The 22,360-nt window shown below is 61.0% G+C and carries 21 protein-coding genes and 4 pseudogenes; 12 read left to right on the top strand and 13 right to left on the bottom strand.

Features of this window, described 5'->3' with window-relative positions; translation table 11 throughout:
• Positions 1-31: 31 nt before the first annotated feature.
• The 3 genes from NDJ82_RS02440 to NDJ82_RS02430 all read right to left on the bottom strand — a co-directional run bounded on the left by NDJ82_RS02440 (position 32) and on the right by NDJ82_RS02430 (position 2,230).
• Positions 32-982, bottom strand: coding sequence for a FecR family protein (locus tag NDJ82_RS02440; protein ID WP_250924881.1), 951 nt, complete (start codon positions 980-982; stop codon positions 32-34).
• Positions 979-1,500 (bottom strand): sigma-70 family RNA polymerase sigma factor, encoded by a 522-nt coding sequence (locus tag NDJ82_RS02435; protein WP_112196302.1) that lies wholly within the window; start codon positions 1,498-1,500, stop codon positions 979-981. The genes NDJ82_RS02440 and NDJ82_RS02435 overlap by 4 nt, the downstream gene beginning before the upstream one ends.
• Positions 1,501-1,588: 88 nt before the next feature.
• Positions 1,589-2,230, bottom strand: coding sequence for a TetR/AcrR family transcriptional regulator (locus NDJ82_RS02430; RefSeq protein ID WP_158878663.1), 642 nt, complete (start codon positions 2,228-2,230; stop codon positions 1,589-1,591).
• 122 nt (positions 2,231-2,352) lie between these two features.
• On the opposite strand from NDJ82_RS02430, the gene NDJ82_RS02425 reads away from it, so the two are divergent.
• The 4 genes and pseudogenes from NDJ82_RS02425 (at position 2,353) to NDJ82_RS02410 (ending at position 6,262) form a co-directional block, all read left to right on the top strand.
• Positions 2,353-3,570, top strand: a complete 1,218-nt coding sequence (locus tag NDJ82_RS02425; RefSeq protein ID WP_112196300.1) for an MFS transporter — start codon at positions 2,353-2,355, stop codon at positions 3,568-3,570.
• Between the two features lie 76 nt (positions 3,571-3,646).
• Positions 3,647-4,102 (top strand): annotated as a pseudogene (locus NDJ82_RS02420) (TetR/AcrR family transcriptional regulator); the annotation flags it as partial.
• 56 nt (positions 4,103-4,158) lie between these two features.
• Positions 4,159-4,956, top strand: coding sequence for a DNA/RNA non-specific endonuclease (locus NDJ82_RS02415; RefSeq protein WP_099586306.1), 798 nt, complete (start codon positions 4,159-4,161; stop codon positions 4,954-4,956).
• 94 nt (positions 4,957-5,050) lie between these two features.
• Entirely contained in the window at positions 5,051-6,262 is a 1,212-nt protein-coding gene (locus NDJ82_RS02410; RefSeq protein WP_099586305.1) for a YeeE/YedE family protein, read from the top strand.
• A 1-nt stretch (position 6,263) separates the two neighbouring features.
• Here NDJ82_RS02410 and NDJ82_RS02405 read toward each other — a convergent pair whose 3' ends face one another.
• The 6 genes and pseudogenes from NDJ82_RS02405 to NDJ82_RS02380 all read right to left on the bottom strand — a co-directional run bounded on the left by NDJ82_RS02405 (position 6,264) and on the right by NDJ82_RS02380 (position 10,778).
• Positions 6,264-6,425, bottom strand: a complete 162-nt coding sequence (locus NDJ82_RS02405; protein ID WP_099586304.1) for a DUF2986 domain-containing protein — start codon at positions 6,423-6,425, stop codon at positions 6,264-6,266.
• Between the two features lie 60 nt (positions 6,426-6,485).
• Entirely contained in the window at positions 6,486-7,712 is a 1,227-nt protein-coding gene (locus NDJ82_RS02400) for an MFS transporter (protein ID WP_099586303.1), read from the bottom strand.
• A 166-nt stretch (positions 7,713-7,878) separates the two neighbouring features.
• A complete protein-coding gene (locus NDJ82_RS02395; RefSeq protein WP_250924880.1) occupies positions 7,879-8,127 on the bottom strand; it encodes a hypothetical protein in 249 nt (82 codons plus the stop codon).
• A gap of 231 nt (positions 8,128-8,358) precedes the next feature.
• Entirely contained in the window at positions 8,359-8,604 is a 246-nt protein-coding gene (locus NDJ82_RS02390) for a helix-turn-helix domain-containing protein (protein WP_099586302.1), read from the bottom strand.
• Between the two features lie 85 nt (positions 8,605-8,689).
• Complete coding sequence (locus NDJ82_RS02385; RefSeq protein ID WP_250924879.1) at positions 8,690-9,730, bottom strand: alpha/beta hydrolase family protein; 1,041 nt, start codon at positions 9,728-9,730, stop codon at positions 8,690-8,692.
• Positions 9,731-9,916: 186 nt separating this feature from the next.
• Positions 9,917-10,778: pseudogene (locus NDJ82_RS02380) on the bottom strand (LysR substrate-binding domain-containing protein).
• Between NDJ82_RS02380 and NDJ82_RS02375 the strand changes: the two are divergent.
• From NDJ82_RS02375 to NDJ82_RS02365, 3 genes and pseudogenes are all read left to right on the top strand, one after another.
• Positions 10,755-11,486: pseudogene (locus NDJ82_RS02375) on the top strand (zinc-dependent alcohol dehydrogenase family protein); the annotation flags it as partial. The pseudogenes NDJ82_RS02380 and NDJ82_RS02375 overlap by 24 nt on opposite strands.
• A gap of 260 nt (positions 11,487-11,746) precedes the next feature.
• Positions 11,747-12,253 carry a peptide-methionine (S)-S-oxide reductase MsrA gene (msrA, locus tag NDJ82_RS02370; RefSeq protein ID WP_250924878.1) on the top strand — a complete coding sequence of 169 codons (507 nt, stop codon included), beginning with the start codon at positions 11,747-11,749 and terminating at the stop codon, positions 12,251-12,253.
• Positions 12,244-12,357, top strand: a pseudogene (locus NDJ82_RS02365) (type II toxin-antitoxin system RelE/ParE family toxin); the annotation flags it as partial. The gene msrA and the pseudogene NDJ82_RS02365, both read left to right, overlap by 10 nt.
• A 246-nt stretch (positions 12,358-12,603) precedes the next feature.
• On the opposite strand, the gene gudD reads toward NDJ82_RS02365, so the two are convergent.
• Both gudD and NDJ82_RS02355 read right to left on the bottom strand, forming a co-directional pair.
• Positions 12,604-13,929 carry a glucarate dehydratase gene (gudD, locus tag NDJ82_RS02360; protein ID WP_112196293.1) on the bottom strand — a complete coding sequence of 442 codons (1,326 nt, stop codon included), beginning with the start codon at positions 13,927-13,929 and terminating at the stop codon, positions 12,604-12,606.
• 19 nt (positions 13,930-13,948) lie between these two features.
• The gene (locus NDJ82_RS02355; protein WP_099586297.1) at positions 13,949-15,310 is read right to left on the bottom strand and encodes an MFS transporter; all 1,362 of its coding nucleotides are present in this window, start codon (positions 15,308-15,310) and stop codon (positions 13,949-13,951) included.
• A 340-nt stretch (positions 15,311-15,650) separates the two neighbouring features.
• Here NDJ82_RS02355 and NDJ82_RS02350 point away from each other — a divergent pair, with 340 nt between their 5' ends.
• The 4 genes from NDJ82_RS02350 (at position 15,651) to NDJ82_RS02335 (ending at position 19,723) form a co-directional block, all read left to right on the top strand.
• Positions 15,651-16,361, top strand: coding sequence for a FadR/GntR family transcriptional regulator (locus NDJ82_RS02350; RefSeq protein WP_112196292.1), 711 nt, complete (start codon positions 15,651-15,653; stop codon positions 16,359-16,361).
• A 13-nt stretch (positions 16,362-16,374) separates the two neighbouring features.
• Positions 16,375-17,070 (top strand): tRNA (adenine(22)-N(1))-methyltransferase, encoded by a 696-nt coding sequence (locus NDJ82_RS02345; protein ID WP_250924877.1) that lies wholly within the window; start codon positions 16,375-16,377, stop codon positions 17,068-17,070.
• A 39-nt stretch (positions 17,071-17,109) separates the two neighbouring features.
• Entirely contained in the window at positions 17,110-17,400 is a 291-nt protein-coding gene (locus tag NDJ82_RS02340) for a DUF3144 domain-containing protein (protein ID WP_112196290.1), read from the top strand.
• A gap of 265 nt (positions 17,401-17,665) precedes the next feature.
• On the top strand, positions 17,666-19,723 hold the full coding sequence (locus NDJ82_RS02335) for a methyl-accepting chemotaxis protein (protein WP_191959822.1): 2,058 nt from the start codon (positions 17,666-17,668) through the stop codon (positions 19,721-19,723).
• A 3-nt stretch (positions 19,724-19,726) separates the two neighbouring features.
• Here NDJ82_RS02335 and NDJ82_RS02330 read toward each other — a convergent pair whose 3' ends face one another.
• Entirely contained in the window at positions 19,727-20,884 is a 1,158-nt protein-coding gene (locus NDJ82_RS02330; RefSeq protein WP_284738517.1) for a lactonase family protein, read from the bottom strand.
• 70 nt (positions 20,885-20,954) lie between these two features.
• Here NDJ82_RS02330 and NDJ82_RS02325 point away from each other — a divergent pair, with 70 nt between their 5' ends.
• On the top strand, positions 20,955-21,857 hold the full coding sequence (locus tag NDJ82_RS02325; protein ID WP_250924875.1) for a hypothetical protein: 903 nt from the start codon (positions 20,955-20,957) through the stop codon (positions 21,855-21,857).
• Here the strand turns inward: NDJ82_RS02325 and NDJ82_RS02320 are convergent.
• Positions 21,827-22,285: an REP-associated tyrosine transposase gene (locus NDJ82_RS02320; protein ID WP_099586292.1), complete on the bottom strand. Its 459-nt coding sequence runs from the start codon at positions 22,283-22,285 to the stop codon at positions 21,827-21,829. The two genes, NDJ82_RS02325 and NDJ82_RS02320, sit on opposite strands and share 31 nt — an antisense overlap.
• Positions 22,286-22,360: the final 75 nt, after the last annotated feature.

Genomic DNA, 22,360 nt, shown 5'->3' with positions numbered 1-22,360 from the left:
AGTGCTGAAAAGCGGAACCCGGCACGCGAAACTATTTTTCGTGACGCTCGATCTGCAACCACAGCGGACTGAACGAGCGCAGGCGCACCGGCAGACCATCGGCAATCAATTGCAGGGCGCGACGCGGGTTGTCCAGCGGCAACACGGCAGACACACGCAGGTCGGCCAATTGCTCGCGATTGAACTGCACATGGCCGCCGTACTGGCGTGCCAACTCATCCAGTACTTCCGGCAACGGCCGGTCCTGTACCACCAACTGGTGGTGTTGCCAGGCGTCGTTCGTGGCGCGGGGATCGACCTTGCCCAGCAGCGTCACCGCGTCTGGCGTGATGCGTGCCTGTTCGCCGGCACTGACGTTCACAGCCGTGTGTTGACCGGCATCGGTGGCGGCGACGGTCGATTCGAGCATGGTCAGCAGCGTGCCCGGCGTTTCGCGCCTGACCGTGAAACGTGTGCCGAGGGCGCGCATCTGGCCGTCGTCAGTCACCACGGTAAACGGCCGCGTGGCATCGTGGGCCACCTGCACCAGTATTTCACCGCGCAGCAAACGCACTTGGCGTTGCTGGCCGTTGAAAGTCAGGTCCACCGCGCTGTTGCCGCTGAGGGTCAGTTGCGAACCGTCCTCCAGATTGATTCGCTGCCAGTGCGCCGGGGCGGTGCGTTGGTCGGCCAGCAGGTAACTGGACGGATAAGCCCGCAATGCCAGGGCCACCGGCAACGCCATCAGCAAGCCCAGCAGGACGCGGCCGGCCGGGTTGCGCCGGCGTACCCGGGCCGCTTCCAGTGCGGCTTGCACCGGTGCCTGTTGCGGCCGCAAGGCCTGCAAGCGCCCGACAAACCCCTGCAAGCGCTCAAAGGCCGCCGCGTGCTGTGGGTCAGCGATCTTCCAGCGTTCGAATTGCTGCTGCTCGCGCTCGCTGAGGTTGCCTTCATTCAGGCGAATCACCCAGTTGGCGGCCTGTTGGTCGAGGTCGGCGCTCATACGTCCAGCACGTGGTTGCAGTGCAGCAGGGCATTCATCAGGTGCTTGCGCACCATGCGCTCGGAAATCCCCAAGCGGCTGGCGATGTCGCTCTGGCGCAGGCCTTCGAGGAAGTACAGCAGGAACGCCTGTCGCGCATTCAGGGCCAGGCCGTCGAGCACAAAGGCGATCTGCTCCAGCGCTTCGAGGGTGACCAGGATCTGCTCCGGCGACTGCTGGCAGTGCTCCATCATGTCGATGGTCAGCGCCAGTTCGCGCAGGTAGGCGTCTTCCAGCTGACGGCGGCGCGCCCGGTCGATGATCAGGTGGCGCGCGGTGGTCGTGAGGAACGCCCGCGGTTCACGCAGGGCGCCGAGGGCGTCCCGGGACGTAAGGATGCGTACGAAGGTGTCGTGGGAAAGGTCCGCAGCGTTCTGTGGGCAACCGAGTTTTTTTCGCAGCCAGCCGAACAACCAGCCATGGTGCTCGGTGTAGAGCACATGGACAGCCTGATTCAAGGGAAGGTCGCTGGCCGACATGGGAGGCTACGTCTGCGGATAAGAATTATTCGCAAGATTAGCGGTGTGCCATCAGCGAAAGCAAGCGTGGCCAGCAGTGATTGTGTATTTAAGCCTTCGGTTTGGATAACGGGGGCGTGACAGACGCGGCGACATCCCATGTCAGCATAATCTGGCTGATCGCTGCATCGATGGCTGAATGCGCCATCCCATCGCGTGCCAGGATCGACACCCCCTGCAGGAAACTGTCAAACACCGTCGCCATCACCACCGGTTGGGTATGCGCCGGCAATTGCCCCTGGCGCACCGCCCGCTCTACACACGCCACGATCCCGGCCCGTGTGCGCAACCGCGATTGGGTCAAGCCATCTGCCACCCGTGCGTTCTCCGGGCTTGGCGCGCTCATCACGCCCAGCGCCACCATGCAGCCTTTGGGATGACCGTCTTCACACTGCATGCGCGCCGACTGGCGCAACGCGGTCTCGATCGCCCGACGCGGTTGCAGGGTTTCATCCCACAAGCATTCGGTGACTTGGGCGTAGGTTGTCAGGTAGCGCTGCACGCATTCGTCGAACAAGGCTTCCTTGGAGCCGAACGCGGCGTAAAAGCTCGGCGCGGAGATGCCGCCGCCCAGGCCCGCCTTGAGCTGAGCGAGAGAGGTGGCGTCGTAGCCGTGCTGCCAGAACAGGTGCAATGCCTGTTCCACAGCCTGTGCACGGTCGAAATTACGCGGGCGGCCCATTTGTGCCATATGAAGACTCCGGTGGAAAGCGAGATAAATACTAGTCGATACATAAGTCGTTGACAATGTGCGCCGGTCACCTGCAACATTTGTATCGATCAGTATTTAAGTCTGTTTCCAAGGAGCTTCCCGTGACGCCTTCACTCACTCTACCGGCCTCGTCCGAACGCCTGCCCATTGGCGCCTTGCTCGCCCTGGCCATGACCGGCTTCATCTGCATCGTTACCGAAACCCTGCCCGCCGGCCTGTTGCCGTTGATCAGCGAAGGGCTGGCGATTTCGCCGTCCATGGCCGGGCAGATGGTCACGGCCTATGCATTGGGTTCGGTGCTGGCGGTGATTCCCATGACCATCGCTACCCGTGGCTGGCGGCGGCGCAATGTGTTGCTGCTGACCATCGTCGGATTCCTGCTGTTCAACTCGATCACCGCGTTGTCATCTCACTACGGCGTGACACTGGTGGCGCGTTTCTTCGCCGGAGTCGCGGCGGGGTTGGCCTGGAGCCTGCTCGCCGGTTACGCCCGGCGCATGGTCGCGCCTCATCAACAGGGCAGGGCGCTGGCACTGGCCATGGTCGGCACGCCGATTGCGCTGTCGCTGGGTGTACCGCTGGGTACCTGGCTTGGCGGGCTGGTGGGATGGCGTACCGCCTTCGGCCTGATGTCTGGGCTCACCGTAGTGTTGATCGTCTGGGTGTTGGTGAAAGTGCCGGACTATGCGCCGCAACCCGCACACCAGCGACTGTCGCTGGGCCAAGTGCTGACCACGCCAGGCGTGCGCCCGGTGCTGGCGGTGGTGATCAGTTGGATGCTGGCGCACAACATTCTGTACACCTACATCGCCCCCTTCGTGGCGTCGGCGGGGTTGGCGGAGCGCGTCGACCTGGTCCTGCTGGTGTTCGGTAGTGCCGCGTTGGCGGGGATCTGGATCACGGCCAGGCTGGTCGAGCCGTTGTTGCGCAAGACCGTGCTGGTGAGCCTGGCGGCCTTTGCGCTGGTCTGTGTGGTGTTTGGCTGCCTGAGCTCAATGGCTGAGGTGATCTACTGCGGCGTGGCGGTGTGGGGCCTGAGCTTCGGCGGCGCCGCGACCTTGCTGCAAACCGCCCTGGCGGATGCGGCGGGCGAGGGCGCGGATGTGGCGTTGTCGTTGAATGTGGTGGCGTGGAACAGCGCGATTGCCGGCAGCGGCGTAGTGGGCGGGGTGCTGCTGGACACGTGGGGAGTGGGGTCGTTTCCGTGGGCGATGCTGGGGTTGGTGGCCGTGGCGCTGTGCATTGCGTGGACGGCGCGGGTCCATGGGTTCAAACCGGGTAAGCGGTCCGCCGATGGGCCCGCAGCAGTGGGACATTGAGCCGGGCCTAAGCCAGCTTCACGTTCATGGTGATACGCGCGGTAAACACGTTGACGTCGCTTTCATCGAAGATGTCCACCGGCACAATAAGGAAGGGCTGGTGGCCGCTCTGTTTTTTGCCGCGCTTGAAGACCAGGCCGCCCTGCGTGATCGCTACCTGCAAGAGGCGAACACCGCACGCGAGGGCATCGTGGCGTTGGTGTACAGCTACGTGGAGTGGGTAGACGCACAGCCGGACTGGGCGCGCTTTGTCTTTCAGAGCCGCTTTGCGGTGTCCAACGGCCCGTTCAAGGACGAACTGGTGTCGCGCAACAAGCAGCGAAACAAGCAATTGAAGGACTGGATGAGCGCCGAGGGACGCCAGGAGTATTTCGGCCACTTGCCTGCCGAATTGATCCCCTCGTTGATCATCGGCGCGGCAGAAAACTACTCGCGGGCCTGGCTTTCGGGCAAGGTTAAAAAGAGCCCTCAGGCGTATCGAGAGCCGCTGGCCGAAGCCGCGTGGAATTCGATTCTTCAGGGTCGGCACTAAAGTGCAATGTGAGGGTCCATAGGTCCCGCTTGATCCTCACGAAAAGATTTAAAAACATGCACTTACGCAATATTGCCGCCGCGCTCTCGACCCTTTTGCTGCTGTCCACCGGGGCGCAGGCCCGTGGTGCGATGGACCTCTATTCCAGCCAGGAACAGCGCCTTTCGTTCGACAGCTGCGCCGATATTTTCCCCGCCGCGACACCCATCAAAACCGCCACCATTCCCGCCAGCATGAAACCCCTGGCGCTGTGCTCCGACCATTTTGCGGTGCTCTATTCGCAAACCAGCAAGACGCCGCTGGTGGTGGTCGAACGCCTCAACGCCCGCCAGCTCAAGGACGCCAAAGGCGAAGAGCGCACCAACCACTTCTACGCCGACCCGCGCATCCCCAAGGGCGCGCGCGCCGAGTTGAGTGACTACCGTGGCCAGCAACCGGCCATGGACCGTGGCCACCAATCTCCGGCCGCCGATGCACCGGACGCCAAGGCCATGGCCCAGTCGTTCGCGCTGTCGAACATGGTGCCCCAGGACCCCACCAACAACCGCAAGATCTGGAGCAAGGTCGAGGCCGACGTGCGCAAATTCGCCGTGCGCGCCGGTGGCGATGTGTTTGTGTTTACCGGGCCGTTGTTTGATTCGGGCTACAGCACCATGGGCGACAACCAAGTGTGGGTGCCGACGCGTCTGTTCAAGTTGGTGTACGACGCCTCGTCCCAGCGGGCCTGGGCGTATGTGTTGCCCAATGCTGAAACGCGGATTCAGCGGCCGATGGATTACGACACCTTTGTGAAGGCGACCGGGCTTAAATTGCTGGGCAATCTTCCGGTGTCGGGGTCGGTGGGGCGCGGCTGATTTGTAGTGAACGGGCCAGCCCGCCCACCACTGGGTTCTGGGTCTATACTCTACGGCCTCGTATTCCATCCTCTTCAAATGAACTGAGATCCCGATGAGCACCTCTCTTTCCATAACCCCCACGCGCAAACCCGTCGCGCCGCTGGTGGCCTTTATCATCCTGGTGCTCGGCGCCTTGTTCCTGCAAAACAGCGTCGGCTCGCGCCAGGTATTGTTGCTGGTGGTTGGCGCCGCATTGGGCCTGACGCTTTATCACGCGGCCTTCGGGTTCACTTCCGCCTGGCGCGTGTTCATCAACGAACGCCGTGGCGCCGGCTTGCGCGCGCAGATGGTGATGCTCGCGCTGGCGGTGCTGCTGTTCTTCCCGGCATTGGGAGCGGGCACTTTGTTTGGGCAACCGGTGGTTGGGCTGGTAGCGCCGGCCGGGGTGTCGGTGGTGTTCGGTGCGTTTATTTTCGGCATCGGCATGCAGTTGGGCGGTGGCTGTGCTTCGGGCACGCTGTTCACCGTGGGCGGCGGCAATGCGCGCATGCTGGTGACGCTGTTGTTCTTTATCTGCGGCTCGTTGATCGCCACGCACCATGTGGATTGGTGGTTCGCCCTGCCGGCGTTCCCGGCGGTGTCCATCGTCAAGAGCTTTGGCGTAATGCCGGCCTTGCTCGCCAGCCTGGCGATGTTCGCCCTCATCGCGACCGTCACCGTACGCCTGGAAAAGCGCCGTCATGGCCAGCTTGAAGAAGGCGTGAAGAGTGAACACCAAGGCCTGCGCCGTTTCCTGCGCGGCCCGTGGCCCTTGGTGTGGGGCGCGATTGGTCTGGCGCTGCTCAACTACGCCACCCTGGCACTGGCCGGTCGGCCGTGGGGCATCACCTCGGCCTTCGCCCTGTGGGGCGCCAAGGTGGCGAGTGGTCTGGGGGTGGACGTAAGCGCCTGGGCGTTCTGGCAGATGCCGGGCAATGCCAAGGCCCTGGCGGCGCCGGTGTGGCAAGACATCACCAGTGTCATGGACATCGGCATCGTCCTCGGCGCGCTGTTGGCTGCCGGCCTGGCCGGGCGTTTCGCCCCCAGCCTGAAGATCCCGGCCCGCTCGCTGATCGCTGCGGTGATCGGCGGCCTGCTGCTCGGTTATGGTTCGCGGCTGGCGTACGGCTGCAACATCGGCGCGTACTTCAGCGGCATCGCCTCGGGCAGCCTGCATGGCTGGGTGTGGTTGGTGGCGGCGTTTATCGGCAACAGCGTGGGCGTGCGCCTGCGGCCGTTTTTCTTTGCGGGCGAGCGCCGGCCGGTGGCGCTGAGCGGCTGCTGAGTCAGTCCTGCGGGGAAACGCCTGGCGCCTGATCGGCTTCAGCCGCCAGCTTTTCCCGCTCCGCCTTGCTGATGTATTTGTCCTTGGATTTGGGCGCCAATTTGGCGCTGGCCTTTTTGGCCTTGGCCTTGAACAACTGCTGCAGTTTTTTCTGGCGATTCATGGGTGTCTACCTGGGTTAAACGTGCCCGGATGATACCAGCTTAAAAACCGCAGCCAATGGCTAGCAAGGCTGCGCCGCCAAGCTGTTGCTGACGCTGCGACCCAACACCAGGACCGTCACAAACCCGCAAGCCACCAGCGCCGTGGCCAGGCTCAGCAGCACCGCGCTGCCCATCTGGTCGACGATCTGCCCGCCAAAGAACGAGCCCAGGGCAATAATCACCTGGAACAACGCCACGAACAGTGGCATGCCGCGCTCGACATCCTTGGGCGCCACCACGAACATCCAGATACTCGCGCAGGCCGGGAACGCGCCAAAGGCAAAGCCCCACAGCGCGATCAGCATCGCGGCGCCGGTCATGCCAGTGGCGAAATACGGGAACAGCGCGGTGCTGGTACCGATCATCAGCGCCACCAGCAGCAAGGTGTTACGCACGCTGCGGTTAGCGGCGAACCCGGCGAAAATATTGCCCATCACCCCTGCGACGCCATACAACAGCAACAGCGAACCAATGGTCGGCCCATCAAAACCGGAGCTGTGCTTGAAGAACGGTGCGACATAGGTGTAGGCCGCAAAGTGCGCCAAGCCGATCAGCAACACCGCGATCAACCCGACCCGCGCTTGTGGGTTGATAAACAACGCAGGCAGATCACTGACGCGAATGGCCTTCTCCGGCGTGAGCTTCGGCAGCAGGAACATCTGCGCCAACAACACCGGAATGCCCACCAGCGCCGTCACCAGGAACGTCATGCGCCAGCCCATCAAACCACTGAGCCAGGTGCCGACGGGCACGCCGAGTACCGTGGCCAGGGTCACACCCATCATGATGATCGAAGTGGCCTTCGCCACGCCCACACCCTTGGGCGCCAGGCGGCCACTGAGGGCAATCGCCGTCGCCCAGAAACCGCCGATGCTGATACCCAGCAACACACGGCCGAACAGCAGCAGGTTGAAGTCGCTGGCGAAGGCCACGACCGTGTTGGCGATGATCATGATCAACGTCAGGCCGATCAGCAGATACCGCCGATCCATGGTGCCAATGCTCACCGACAGAAACGGCGCCGCGAGGGCCGCCATGATGCCGGGCAGCGTCACCATCAAACCGGCGTGGCCGGCGCTGATACCGAGGTCGGCGGCGACGTCGTTGAGCACGCCCACCGGCAGGAATTCACTGGTCACCAGGGCAAAGGCACCCACGGCAACCGAAAGAATCGCCAGCCACTGCTGTTTGACGCTTTGTTGATTATGTTCGGGAAGGCCGCTAGGGGCCTGGCTCGCGCTTGGCATGTGAGGAGTTCCAAGAGGGGATGTGGCCTTAAGACAGGCGCAGGAAGACGTGGGAGGCGATTATAGGAACGGGGGTTGGTGAGCCTATAGGCGAGTGGTTCGATAGTAATCATCAGTGCTATCGATGTGACGGCACTGCGCTGGAACTTTTATCAAGCAAACACAATCACTCCGGCTCAATACTCCTCGCCAGCCCCTTCTCCCATGCGCAGATCATTTTTTCCCCCACGGCGTCAAACTCGTGATGGGCGATTCGATAATCAGAAAGTTCCCCCATGGCGCGGCTCATTCCACCGTGCACTCGTGCAAGCAATTCGTTGCAACGAGACTCCGTCAAATTGCATGAGCTGCGACCGAACTTGAGCAGCATCTTACGTTTGGGCCAAGCCTTTGAACCGCCAAGCAAGAGGCCCATGATGTCCTGCTCCTGGTAGAGACACCTGAGTAGGCCGCATAAGTTTTCATCAGATCGGCGAATAGATCTTTCGCCCCGTCATAGACCAACAGCTCAGAGAGTTTGATCTCAGGCAGTGATTTGCCATCGCTGTCGTGGGAGACGCTGATGCGACCAAGCTGGTGTGGGCCGACAATCCCCAGCGTTCCCGCATCCACTCCTCCAGCACCGATATACAGCCTGTCATTTTGCCTAGTCATGGATATTTCCTGATTTCAGTTCATCGAGCGTCTTACGTCGGCGCTTGGGTGTCGCGGTCAATTCATACCCCAAACCCTCAAGGATTGCTGCGACCTTGCGAATCCCTACTTCAGGTATGGTGTTGTTCTCGATGCCTGAAATAGTTGCACGGCTCATTCCGTGCCGTTGCGCGAGTTGGCTTTGTGAAAGACCGGCTGCCTTGCGCAGATTTTTAATAAGGGTCCCCAAGTCATTCATTTTTTGCATCCTATACGGTGCATTTTTGATTTAACCAATTAAATGCATCGTATTCGATGCATTTTTGCTTGGGTAGCACTTTCTTTTAATTGTTGTGTGGTCGCCCCAAAAATCCAGTAATCAGCCCCACAATCTGCTGCTGAATTACCCCTCGCGCCCGAGCCCCTTCGCCATCCCGGCAAATCATGCCATCCCCCGGCGAGCTCTCTTCAATCAAGGCAATCGCCCCCGGCTTGCAGATCGACATGAAGCTGAAGTGGGTAGCGTCGGCAATCTCCACATACTGCGTTGAAGCTTTTGCCATGCGCCGGACCATATCGGCGGACTCCAATTCAGGCGCCATATCCTCCGTTGGCACACCCCCCGCAATTACCAGCGCCGGCACTGGCAAGGCGGCGAGGCTGGCGTCGGTGAAGCCGCGCGACAGGCCCAGGTCCAGCGACACAATGGCGGTGACACGTTTGTCCCTCAAATCAGCCGCCAACTTGGCCTTGCCCGCTGGCGTGGCGGCGGGGTTCATCTCGTGGTAACCGATGCAACCGCCCAGCTTGGGGTAGGTGCTGCACTCCCTCGCGAAGAGATCAGGATCGAAGCGCGCCCCGGCGATTGCCAGCACGGTCCAGCCGCCGAGGGAGTGGCCCACGGCGGCGATCTGTTTGCTCGCTACCGCGCCAAATCGGGTTGGCTGATCCAACACCGCATCGATAGCCCGGCTCAGGTCCGCCGGGCGTTGCCATAACTGCGCGGCGGCTTGCGGGCTGCGATCCTTGGTGGTGGTGCCGGGGTGATTGACCGCCGCGACGATATAACCCTGATGGGCCAACGCACTGGCCAGCCACACCTGTTTACCCCAGTTGCCGCCGTAGCCGTGGGAGAGCACGACCAGTGGATGTTCACCGCTGGCCGGCGGCGCATCGGGCACGGCGAGGGCGCCGATAAAGACCGCATTGTCGGCAATCAGCTGCGGTTGAGCGGTGGTAGTGGCGGGGTACCAGACGGCCAACTCAAGTGGACGTTGGTTGTGGGGGTCGGGAAGCACGCTGGTTTTGAAGCCGATGGGGCTTTCGTCAGCGAAGGCAGGAGCGGTCAGGCACAGCAGGAACAGGGCGCAGAAAGCCGTTCTCATTGTTTTTATCTTCCTTGATAGGGTCGAAGCTTCGTGGGTTTACGGTATTGCGTAAACCTCACGGGCGAGCGCGATCGTATCGTCTTTTGGGGCACGGGGCGCCGTGGCTTGTTGTGGTGAGCGGGCTTGCCCCGGTACAAACCGGGGACATCGTTTACATATCTAACCGGGGACATGGTTTACAGGTTAATGCGCTGTGAACCAACTGGGGTGTAGCACAGGAAAAATGTTCCTTCAGCCAATCCACGAATGCGTCGACCTGAGGCGCAAGATGCGTTCTGCTTGGATAAAGCACCGATACCAGGCGAGGCTTTGGACGAAATGCCCTGAGCACTTCAACCAGTTCTCCGCTTGCGAGGAATGTCTCAACGGCTATTCCAGGAGCTTGAACAATGCCGAAGCCTGCAACACCGCATTGAACGTAGGCATTCGACTCATTCACCGTGATTCCACCATGAGGCGTGTGTGGCCGATCTTCGCCGTCTACCGAGAAGTGCCAAGGCAGTGGTCTGTTATTTTGACCGGAAAGGAAGCTGACACATTGGTGGTCTGCCAGATCTTGCAGGGTTATGGGTGCCCCGCAGGCTTGGAGATAACCTGGAGACGCACAAGTCACCATGGTGGCGGCGCCAATTTCTCTGGCCACCATGCTTGAATCCGGGAGGTCACCAATTCGCAATACACAGTCGATGCCCTCGGCGACGAGATCTACCGTACGGTCGGTCACGCCTAGCGCAAGCTCGATTTCGGGAAATGCCGCTTTAAATTTCCTAAGGCTTTCCATGAAGCTGCGCTGGGAAAATGCAGTGGGAATGTCAATTCGAAGTCGTCCGCGCAAGGTCGGCCCACTACGGTCGAACATGGAAGTGGTTTCTGCAATGGTTGCCAAAATCTCTTTGACGCGTTCGTAAAACCGCTCGCCCTCAGCCGTCAGTTTTACTTTACGCGTAGTGCGCTGGAACAGACGGACACCCAGCGAGGCTTCCAGATCCTGAATGGTGCGCGTGACGTGCGGGCGTCCGGCCTGGACGGTATGCCCGGGCCAGATGAGCCCAACTACTGCTTCGGCTCGCCATTGCCTGGTGGACTGGCGGAATACATGATCATCCATGAAGACAGCGCGGTACGTGCCCCCGACAACATGTCAGATGAGGAAGTCGCGACCCTTCCAATTGCCGCGCTGACCGCATGGTATGCGCTCGTCGATTATGGCCGGATCGAGGCCGGCCAAACCGTTTTGGTTCAGGGATCTGGAGGTGTTTCTGTTTTTGCAGCACAAATTGCCACAGCTCTGGGGGCCAAGGTTATCGTCACCTCCAGCCGTGATGACAATCTGGAAGCTGTAAAAAAGCTCGGCGCTGTGGCTGGTGTGAATTATCGCACTACCCCTGAGTGGGCGGAGGAAGTTCTAAAGCTCACTGACGGCAAGGGAGTGGATCTTCTGCTGGATGTGGCAGGCGGTGACGGCATCAATCAATCGATTGCTGCAACAAAGGTAGGTGGACGTATCGCACAGATCGGCTTTCTGACAGGCCAAACCTCTGCCCTGAACCTGATGCCTATGATTTTTCGACAAACAACGATTCGCGGCATAGCCGTTGCTCCACGCTCGTCATTTGACCGAATGAACGAGTTCTTGAATGAGCACAAGATTCGCCCGGTAATCGACCACGTGTATCCATTCGATCAAGCACGCGAAGCGTACGAACATTTGGCCAGAGGCGCCTTTGGTAAGGTGGTAATCAAAATTGCATAGGATTAATCCACTTGGAGTTACGCCGCAAATTTCCGCATTGAAATATGTGCGGTCAGATAGCCACCCAGTTATGTGGTAGCAGATCGGCAATCTCATTCGCCCGCTGCGATGGCAGGCGGTGTCTTCGAGGAACGGAAGGGCAGGTGTTCGTCCTTGACTGACTGATACCCGGCTGCTGCCCTGTTTTTCCTTGATTCACCTTGGTATTGCCCAACATCACCCCATAACTACCCTGTCTCCATTAACCGCAAGGACAAACCATGACCAATCCAACCGAAACCGCCATCCTCGCCGGCGGCTGCTTCTGGGGCATGCAAGACCTGTTGCGACGCTACCCCGGCGTGCTGCGCACGCGAGTCGGCTACACCGGTGGCGATGTGCCGAATGCCACCTACCGCAACCATGGCAACCATGCTGAAGCGATTGAGATCGTGTTTGACCCGGCGGTGATCACCTACCGGCAGATCCTTGAGTTCTTTTTCCAGATCCATGATCCGAGCACGCCGAACCGGCAGGGCAATGATCTGGGGCCAAGCTATCGTTCGGCGATTTACTACCTGAGCGAACAGCAACGGGAGATTGCCGAAGATACCGCGGCTGACGTGGATGCCTCCAACCTGTGGCCGGGGCCTGTGGTCACGGAAATTGAGCCCGCCAGCGAGTTTTGGCAGGCGGAGCCGGAGCATCAGGATTATCTGGAGCGGATACCGAACGGGTATACCTGCCACTTCATACGGCCGAACTGGAAATTGCCAAAGCGGTGCTGACGCGGCTGGACCGAGCCGAGGAAAACAATTTTGGCGATTGTGAGCCTGTAGGCGACGGGATGAGTGAAACGCGTGTGTTTGTCGGGCCGGGCTACAGAATTTTTTGAAGCGTCGCGCTTTCTCGACAGCCCGGAGATCATCAGTGCATACCTTGCACAAAGCATGAAGTCTCAAGACCCGCAGGCCGATTGCGGCGGTGGCGGGCGACCACAACCCTTGAAATACACCGGGGACCAATGTGGGAGGGGGCTTGCCCCCGATGGCTGAGTGTCAGTCGATACATGTCTGGCTGATACACCGCTATCGGGGGCAAGCCCCCTCCCACATTTGACCGACTTTGTCTTGAGCGCTCAGCGCACCAGGCAAGGCTGCTTGTTGTTATAGCGCCACCCCGGAATCAAGAACTGCATCGCCACGCTGTCATCCCGCGCCCCAAGGCCCATGCCTTTATAAAGCTCGTGAGCCTTGGCCACAGCGTCCATGTCGATGTCCACGCCCAGGCCCGGTTTGGCCGGGACCTTCACATAACCGCCTTCGATCTTCAGCGGTTCCTTGGTCAAGCGTTGGCCGTCCTGCCAGATCCAGTGGGTGTCGATGGCGGTGATCTCGCCCGGTGCCGCAGCGGCCACTTGGGTGAACATCGCCAGGGAAATATCAAAGTGGTTGTTGGAGTGCGAACCCCAGGTCAGGCCCCAGTCGTTGCACATCTGCGCCACGCGCACCGAGCCTTGCATCGTCCAGAAGTGCGGGTCGGCCAGGGGAATGTCCACCGATTGCAGCTGGATCGCGTGGCCCATTTCGCGCCAGTCGGTGGCGATCATGTTGGTGGCGGTCTTGAGGCCCGTGGCGCGGCGGAATTCGGCCATGACTTCACGCCCCGAGTAACCATTTTCGGCCCCGCACGGGTCTTCGGCGTAGGCGAGCACGTGGTGTTGGTCGCGGCACAGGCGGATGGCTTCTTTCAGTGACCAGGCGCCGTTCGGGTCGAGGGTGATGCGTGCATCGGGGAAGCGTTCGGCCAGGGCGGTGACGGCTTCGATCTCTTCGTCGCCGCTTAAAACGCCGCCCTTGAGCTTGAAGTCGTTGAAGCCGTATTTGGCCTTGGCAGCCTCGGCCAGGCGCACCACGGCTTCGGCTGTCAGGGCTGTTTCATGGCGCAGGCGGAACCACTCGTCGTCGGCGTCCGCTTCGTTGCGGTAGGCCAGGTCGGTGGCATTGCGGTCGCCCACATAAAACAGATAGCCAAGCATCTTCACCGCGTCGCGCTGCTGGCCTTCGCCGAGCAAAGCGGCCACCGGCACTTCAAGGAACTGCCCCAGCAGGTCGAGCAAGGCCGCTTCCATGGCGGTGACGGCGTGGATGGTGATGCGCAGGTCAAAGGTTTGCAGGCCGCGGCCGGCCGAATCCCGCGAGGCAAAGGTGCTGCGCATCTGGTTGAGGATGCGCTGGTACTGGCCGATGGGTTGGCCGATCACCAGGCTGCGCGCATCTTCCAGGGTTTCGCGGATGCGTTCGCCGCCCGGCACTTCACCGACGCCGGTGTTGCCGGAGCTGTCCTTGAGAATCACGATGTTGCGCGTGAAATACGGGCCGTGGGCGCCGCTGAGGTTGAGCAGCATGCTGTCGTGGCCGGCCACGGGGATGACCTGCAAGTGAGTAACGACGGGAGTAGTCATGGCAAGTTCCTAAAGAGGCTCAAAGAGGTTTGCTGAGGGCGGCGCCGGTTGGCGTCACGCTGGGCGAGGTCAATGGGGCAGAGGGCGCGGTCTTGGCGAAAAACACCAGGATCGCCGCGAGCACCGAGGTGCCGGCCAGGCCGTAGAGGCCGCCCTGGATCGAACCGGTGGTCTGCTCCAGAAAGCCAAACGTGGTCGGCGCGACGAAGCCGCCCAGGTTGCCGATGGAGTTGATCAGCGCGATCACCGCCGCCGCGATGCGCACATCCAGATAGCCCTGTGGGATCGGCCAGAACAGCGAAGACGCCGACTTGAATCCGATGGCCGCAAAGCAGATCGCCACAAAGGCAAACACCGGCCCGCCAGTGGTGGACATGAACATCCCCGCCGCCGCAATCAACAGCGCCGCCGCGACCCACGCTTGCTGGAACTTGAACTTGCCCGACAGCGACGCGAAGGCGTACATGGCGATGATCGAGATCAGCCACGGGATCGAGTTGAAGAAGCCGACTTGCACATCACTCAAGTCACCCATCTTCTTGATGATGCTCGGCAGCCAGAACGTCGCCGCGTAAATGGTCAGCTGGATGCAGAAGTACAGCGCGCAGAACAGCAGGATCTGGCGGTCTTTGAGCAGCTTGCCGATGGTGGGCTTGACGCTGGTCAGCGCCTCACGCTGGCGTTGTTCCTCGTCGATGGCGCCGACCAGCGCGTCCTGTTCTTCGCGGGTCATCCATTTGGCGTCGTGGGGCTTGGAGTCCAGCCAGAACCACACAAAAAAACCGATCACCACCGAGGCCAGGCCCTCGATGGCGAACATCCATTGCCAGCCGTGGAAGCCAAAGCCTTCGATCTGCAATAACACGCCCGACAGCGGGCCCGAGATCAACGAGGCCACCGCCGAGCCGCTGAGGAAAATCGCAATCGCCTTACCGCGTTCCACACCCGGCAACCAGCGCGTGAAGTAGTAGATCACGCCAGGGAAGAAGCCAGCTTCGGCCACGCCCAGCAGAAAGCGCAGGATGTAGAAGTGGGTTTCGTTCTGGATGAACGCCATCATCGTCGCGACGATGCCCCAGGTGAACATGATGCGGGTCAGCCAGATACGCGCGCCGACCTTTTGCAGCAGCATGTTGGAGGGCACTTCGAAGAGGGCATAACCGATGAAGAACAACCCGGCACCGAACCCGTAGGCCGCTGCGCCGATGCCCAGGTCATGCTCCATGTGTGTGCGCACAAAGCCGATATTGACCCGGTCGATGTAATTGAGGATGAACATGATCACGAACAGTGGGAGCACATGGCTCTTCACTTTGCGCACGGCGCGCGCGAGGACCGGATCACTGTGTGGAGCGGCAGATGCATGGCTTGAATTGTTCACAATTCAAAACTCCCCCTGGTTATTTTTATGTGGGTTTGCGTGTCTTGTTGATAGACATCATACAAGTGCGTTTCTGTAGTCCGCAATCCGGCGCTCGATGTTTTTGTGCTTATAAGGCCTTTCGTTGAGTAAGTGTTTTGGTTATTTATCAGTGTTTATTGGGTTTTTTGTGGGTTTGCAGGCGGTGAAAGAACCCAGCGTTGACGGTGGTGGGAGCTGTCGAGATACCTGTCCGCCAGATTAGTTGTCATACAAGCTGGGTGGTTATTCAATCAACCTCGGCGGCGTGCCGGGTCTGGGTGTTAAGCTCCCCCCAGCCCAACCCTGTGGACCTGCAGCAATGCCCAGTGAAGCCCCGATCCCCGTGCGTAAACGTTCCACCAACCTGGCCCAGGGCGTGGTCGATGCCCTGACCCAGCGCATCCTGCTCGGTCAGTTGAAGCCGGGGGAGAAGCTGCCGTCGGAATCCACCATCGTGCTGGAGCACGGCGTCAGCCGGACGGTGGTGCGTGAGGCGCTGTCGAAGTTGCAGGCGGCCGGGCTGGTGGAGACCCGTCACGGCATCGGCACCTTTGTGCTGGAGCAGAGCGCCCAGCAAGGCTTGCGCCTGCACGTGGATACGGTCGCCAGCGTGCGCAACATGCTGGAGCTACGCCTGGGCCTGGAAGTGCAAGCGGTGGCGCTGGCGGCGCTGCGCAGGAGCGACGCGCAACTGGCCCACATGCGCGAAGCGCTGGACGATTACCAGGCCTCCCTGGCCAACAACGACAGTTGCGTGGAAGAGGACAAACGCTTCCACCAGTTGATCGCCGAAGCCACCGGCAATACCTTCTTCACCGAAATCATGCAGCACCTGGGCAATGCGATGATTCCGCGCACCCAGGTGAAGAGTGACGAGCGTGGCGGCGCGGATTTTGCCAAGCTCGGGCAACTGGCGAACCGGGAGCATGAGGCGATTTTCAATGCAATCAAACGCCAGGACCCGGACGCCGCACGCGCCGCCATGGTGTTGCATCTGACTAACAGCCGGGATCGATTTTCCGGGGAATGATAAGGAACACAGGTTGAACGAACACACCTTGTCCATGCGCCTGGAGCGCGTGGCCGCGCAGGTGCCGCACGGCGCGCGGCTGGCCGATATCGGCTCTGACCATGCCTACCTGCCAGTGGCGTTGCTGCGCCGTGGCGTGATCGAGGCGGCGGTGGCGGGGGAGGTGGCGGCTACGCCGTTCCAGGCGGCCGAACGGACCGTACGTGAAAACGGCCTGGAGCAGCAGATCACCGTGCGGCTGGCCGATGGTCTGGCGGCCGTCCAGGCGAGTGACGGCATCACGGCCATCAGCCTCTGTGGCATGGGCGGCGAGACGATTCGCGACATCCTTGAAGCTGGCAAAGCCCACCTGAACGGCCTTGAGCGCCTGGTCCTGCAACCCAACGGCGGTGAGCAACCGTTGCGCCTGTGGTTGATGAACAACGGCTATCGCATCGTCAGTGAAGAGCTGCTGCACGAAAACCGCTTTTATTATGAAATCATCGTGGCCGAGCGTGCAGGACCGGTGAGCTATACCGCCGAGGAGCTGTATTTCGGCCCGCTGCAACTGCAGGCCCGCAGTCCGGTATTTTTGGCCAAGTGGCAGCGCGCGTTGCGCCTGAAACACCAGACCCTGGCGGGCTTTGAGCAGGCGTCGCAAGCCGTGCCCGAGGCGAAGCTGCAAGAAATCAGCCGGCAGATCAGATGGATCACCACACTGCTGGCTTGATAACCCTTCATTCAATCGTGATTACCCAGGAACCCCGCAATGGCAGACGCTATCGACCAAGCCTTCTATGAGCGCGCCGACGCGCATATCGAACTGTCGAACGAACAGCTCAAAACCTTCGAAAACCTCGGCCAGGTCAGCGCCTCGATGATGTTCGGCACCACCCGCTTCAATGCCTGGGCCCTCGCGCGCAACTTCAAGTCCGGTGCGCACATGGCCGAGGAGCGTGAGGCGATGCTCAAGTATTGCTGTGACCAGTACCGGATGATGCTTGAGGATAATCTGGATGATCACATCAAAAATTTTGACCAGTACATGCAGGCCAGGTAGGCCGGCGGCACGGGTGTTTTGATCATGTCCGTGGGGCGCCTGCGCCATCGGTTACAGGTGTGTCCTTGACCGTGAGTGCTTTTGCCCCATTTTCGAGCACGCTGCGGGCGCCATTAACGCACAGCACGCCCTGTTTCAGGGCTGCGCGCCAACGGCCCGTATCTTGCTAGAGCCAAGCCAATCAATGACATGGCACTTTGCCGTTAGTCATTTCAAGGCTTCGCCCACCGTGCACCACGTGGGTTGTTTGAGGGAGTAGTCGGACATGCACAGCTTGTTATCACCCGGTATCCGCCTGCTCGGACGTATGGGGTTTGCACGCAAATTCCAATTGTTGTTTTTCCTGTTCATGCTGCCCCTGGTCGGGAGCCTCTGGATGATCGGCCAGGACTATCGCGATAAATTAGGCGTGATTTCCACCGAGCAGTCCGGCGTGCGCCAACTGTTGGCCCTGGATGCACTGGACGGCCAATTGACGGCCCAGCGCAACCTGGCTGCGCGTTGGAAAGCGGCAGACATCCTGCACGCGCCTACGCCGGCGGCGAAGGCGGCGATGGACAAGGTCGATACGAATTTCCCGCTGATCCAGCAAAGCCTGCAAGCCTTGGGCGATGCGCTCAACGCCCAGAACGCCAGCGCCGACATCCTCGCGCGCTACGAGGCGTTGCAGGCCACCGTCAAAGGCATGGACTCCGCTTCCCTGCGCACGGTGGGCTGGTGGCCGGATGGCTACGACCGTTTCACCTCGGCGCTGAGCGCGATGCAAACCCTGCGCGAACAGATCACTCTGGACGCCGGCCTGATCCTCGATCCCTGGCTGGAAACCTACATGCTGATGCAGATGGGCACACAGCAGACGCCTGACCTGATCGAGCGTATCGGTCGTATGGCGGGCGTCGGGCAGTCGTCCATCGCGTCGGGGCAGTTCACCCTGCAAAGTCGTTTGCAAATGCGCGACCTGCGCAGCCGCATTGGCGACGCGCGCGACCAGTTGGTCAAGGCGGCGGCTTCGCTCAAGGCCAAGCAGTTCGAGGGCATGGAGCCTTGGACTGCACAGTACGACAACAGCCTGCAACTGTTGGATAACGAGCTTAAAGTGCTGGATGACGGCGTGTTCGGTGGCACCATCAAGCTCGATACCGCCGGTTTCGAACGCAGTGTCGACGCCATGCTCGGTTCGCTCAGCGCACTGCGCGTGCAGTCGCTGACCTCCCTGGACGAGCGCTTGAGCTACTACCACCGCGACGCGAACAAACGCTTTATTCCTCTTGCACTGGTCTTCGGCGTACTGGCCCTGGCCGCGCTGTACTTGTTCATGTGCCTGCAGGCCTCCATCCGCCGTAGTGCCAGCGGCATCACCACCCTGGCCGAATCCCTGCGCGACGGTAACCTGTGCGTCGAAGTGGCGGTGCAAGGGCGTGACGAACTGGCGCTGATCAGCACCGCGCTGAACGTCGCAGTGGTGCAATTGCGCACCAGCCTGTTGGGGGTCAATCACGAAACCCAGCAGCTCGGCTCGGCGGTGCTCACCCTCAATTCCCAATCGGGCAGCACCCTCAGCGAAGTCGAAGACCAGCAGCATCAAATCAGCCAGATCGCCGCCGCTGCTACCCAGTTGGCCGCGACCTCCATGGGCGTCGCCAGAAGCTGTGAACAAGCGTCGGGCAGCGCCCAGCAAACACGACGCATCGCCGAAGACAGCAGCCGCGACAGCCAGCGCACCACGGCCAGCATCCAGCAGCTCAACCAACGCCTCACCGACACCGCCGACGCGTTGCAGCAAGTCAGCCAGCAGGGGCAGCAGATTCAGTCGGTGGTCGACACCATTCGCGGCATTGCCGAGCAAACCAACCTGCTGGCGCTCAACGCGGCCATTGAAGCGGCGCGCGCCGGTGAGCAGGGGCGGGGCTTTGCGGTGGTGGCCGATGAAGTGCGCAGCCTCTCCCAGCGCACCCAGGCGTCCACGGCGCAGATCGCCGGCACCGTCGACAGCCTGCGCGCGACCGTGAGCCAGGCGGTGACGCTGATGGGCGCCGCGTGCGAGCAAGCGTTGACCGACGCCGAGTCCGTCACCGGCTTGGGCACGCGCTTGGGCGAGATTGCCGGCGCGGTGCAGAACGTCACCGACACCCTGGCGCAAATCGCCACAGCGGTGGAAGAGCAAGCGGCGACGGCGGATGAAGTGAGTGGCAACATCCAGCAAGTCGACCAGGCGGCAGGGCGTTTGCTGGATGGCGCACGGGCGGTCAACCGAGCGGCGGACACCTTGAGCAAGGGCAGTCAGGCGTTGAGTGACAACACCGCGCGGTTCCGTTTGAGCTGAGTGCTATTGGGCCGCGGTCTGCAGGACTTCAATCCACAGCGCACCTTTGCCTGAAGCCGCCTCACCTACGCGCTTCAAGGCGCCGGTGTTGCTGACCGCGTAAGTGCCGACCTTGTCGCTTTTCTCGCCGGTAACCAGCAACCACCGGCCATTGGGCGAAAACGCGATATTGCGCGGCTGCTGCTCTTCGACCGGGTAGTTGTCGAGGAACTTCAACGCGCCCGTCGCCGCGTCCACCGCAAACGCCGACACCGAACTGCTGGTGCGCTCGCTCATCAGCAGCAGCGAGCCATCCGGGGACAGGCGCAGGTCGGCAGCCCAGATTCGCGGTGTTGGGTCGTCCTTCAAGTCATTGTTGCGTGCATCGCGCACTTCGCCGTGGGCCAGCTTCAAGCGAGCGGGAATGCCATTGGCGACACCGATCTGCGTCAGCGCGCCGGTGCTGTCGTCGATGGCAAACGCAGTGACCGTGCCGCTCATTTCGCCGACCACATACAGGTATTTACCGTTGGCCGAAAACGCCAGGTGTCGAGGCCCGGTGTTGCTTGGCACGCTCACGTAGCCGCTGCCGATCGGCGTGAGTGCGCCGGTGTTGGCATCGAAGCGGTATTGCAGCACGTGGTCGTTGCCCAGGTTGCCGGCGTAGGCAAAGCGATTGCTTGGGTCGGTGCGCAGGGAATGCGCGTGGAGCCCGGTTTTGTAGGTGAGGATCGGTTCCGGCTTGTCGATGGGCTGCACGCTGAGGGCGTCGGCACCGTAAGAGGCCGCGAGCAGGAAACGTCCGGCGCGATCGGTGGCGAGGTAGGCCATGCTTTCGGCCAAGGGCGCTTTGGATTGCGGCGTCAAACGCCCGCTGGCCGGGTCAATGCTGAAGCCCTGCACTTGAAACGGCTTGACCCGCAACGCGGCATACAAGGTTTTACCGTCGGGGCTCAGCGCCATGGGGTTGACCTGGTCACCGGCGGTCACCTGGTTTACCAGGCTCAACGCGCCGTTGCTCTCGTCCAGGCGGTACTGGGAAATCAAGCCATCGCCGGGGCTGGAAATGTACGCGAAGGTTGCGGCGTTGGCGTGTGCACTGAGACCGCAGGCAATAGCGGCGGCCATGATGAGGGGTTTATTCACGAGTGAGCCTTTATTGTTATGGTTGTGGTCAGTCATCGTATGACTGTATTTCGATCTGGGCAATAGACGGTGTATCTTGCGGCGCGTCACGGGCATGATGCGCAGCATGAATCTCGACCCCAACGAACGGTACTGGCGCTTCCACACCCCTGATCCCGGCATTGGCCCGCGTGAACGCAGGCCGATGCGCGCCGAGGAACTGGCCTGGGCGCATGAACACGCAAGCGGGCATCGCTTCAACTGGATCGCAGTGTTACTGCCACCGCTGTGTTTCGGCGTGTTCCTGCCCAGTCTGGTTTTTTTGCTCAGCCTGCTGCTGTATCGCGCCGTCTTCTCACCGGGGTTGGATGTTGACGGCATCCTCGGCCATTCATGGGCATGGCAGGCCCTGGCGACGCTGGTGTTCATGGCGGCGTGGGCATTGCGTAACTACCTGCGCGACACCCGCGACCCGATCAAGCGTTACTGGCAGACGATGCCGGGCCAAGGCGTGGTCGAGTTGGAGCGTCACACGCTGGTATCGGGCACCAGCCTGTGGTCTTCGGACTTCGACCCGGACTGCAATACCCTCATGCAATGGAAAAACGGCCGGCTTGAACAGGCCCAGAGCAGCGGAGTGGCGCAATGGGTCGTGGCCATGACCACGACGGGTCGCTGGCTGGTGATCAAGGACGAATACCCCGGCCCTTTCACCTACGACCGGGTGGGGCGCATGCCCGCTGCGCAAAAACGCATGCACCCCTGCCGTGACCTGGCCTTGGCGTTCGCTCCCCGCACGAACGTACTGCTTGGGCGACGGTTTGACGGTGCACCGATAGCCTTGACCCACACGGAGTATTGGCTGTCGGCCGAAGAACTCACACACCTGGTTGAGGTTGCGCATCACTGGCGGTTTTTCCCGCCGGACCGATATGGCGTGGTCAATCAGCAAGATGCGCCGTGGGTGCAACAACTGCTAGAGAAAGCCCACTCGCCTCCTCAAATCCACGCCGCATCCCACAACGAGTAATCGCCCACCCGATCCACCAAACCGGCTCGTAAAGGGTTGGCAATGATGTACCGCGCCATCTTGCGAAGATCATCTTCCGCACGCACCGCTCTATCGTGATAGCCGGGTTGCCAAACGCGCTCTTTGCTTTGACGCCGCCGGTTGATGACCAGCGTGCTGCGCGACTTAATACGTCGCACCACGCCTGCCAAATCCTGTTGTTTCAACTCAAACAACCAGTGAATGTGGTCAGGCATGATGACCCAGGCCAGAGACTCAACCAGCCCCAGCTCATGAACCTGCCGGAGTTCGGCAACCAGCAGACGGCTCAGGTAAAGGTCAGTGAACAAGCGCTGACGCTGATGAACGACGACGGTGATGAGGTAGCTACGACCCTGTTCTGAATAACGACCGTGACGCAGACGATGGGATTGAGGTGTGGGGCGCATTCCGGTGCTCTTGGTGGAATTTCTGAAGAGCCTTAACGCTAGCGCGCAGTAGGGGATGAACAAGTATCACTTGTT

The sequence above is a fragment of the Pseudomonas sp. SR18 genome, assembly GCF_023701505.1.
In the GTDB taxonomy this organism is placed as follows: Bacteria; Pseudomonadota; Gammaproteobacteria; order Pseudomonadales; family Pseudomonadaceae; genus Aquipseudomonas; species Aquipseudomonas cyclaminis.
The sequence above is the reverse complement of the archived record's forward strand: the minus strand, read 5'-3'. Positions and strand labels throughout refer to the sequence as shown.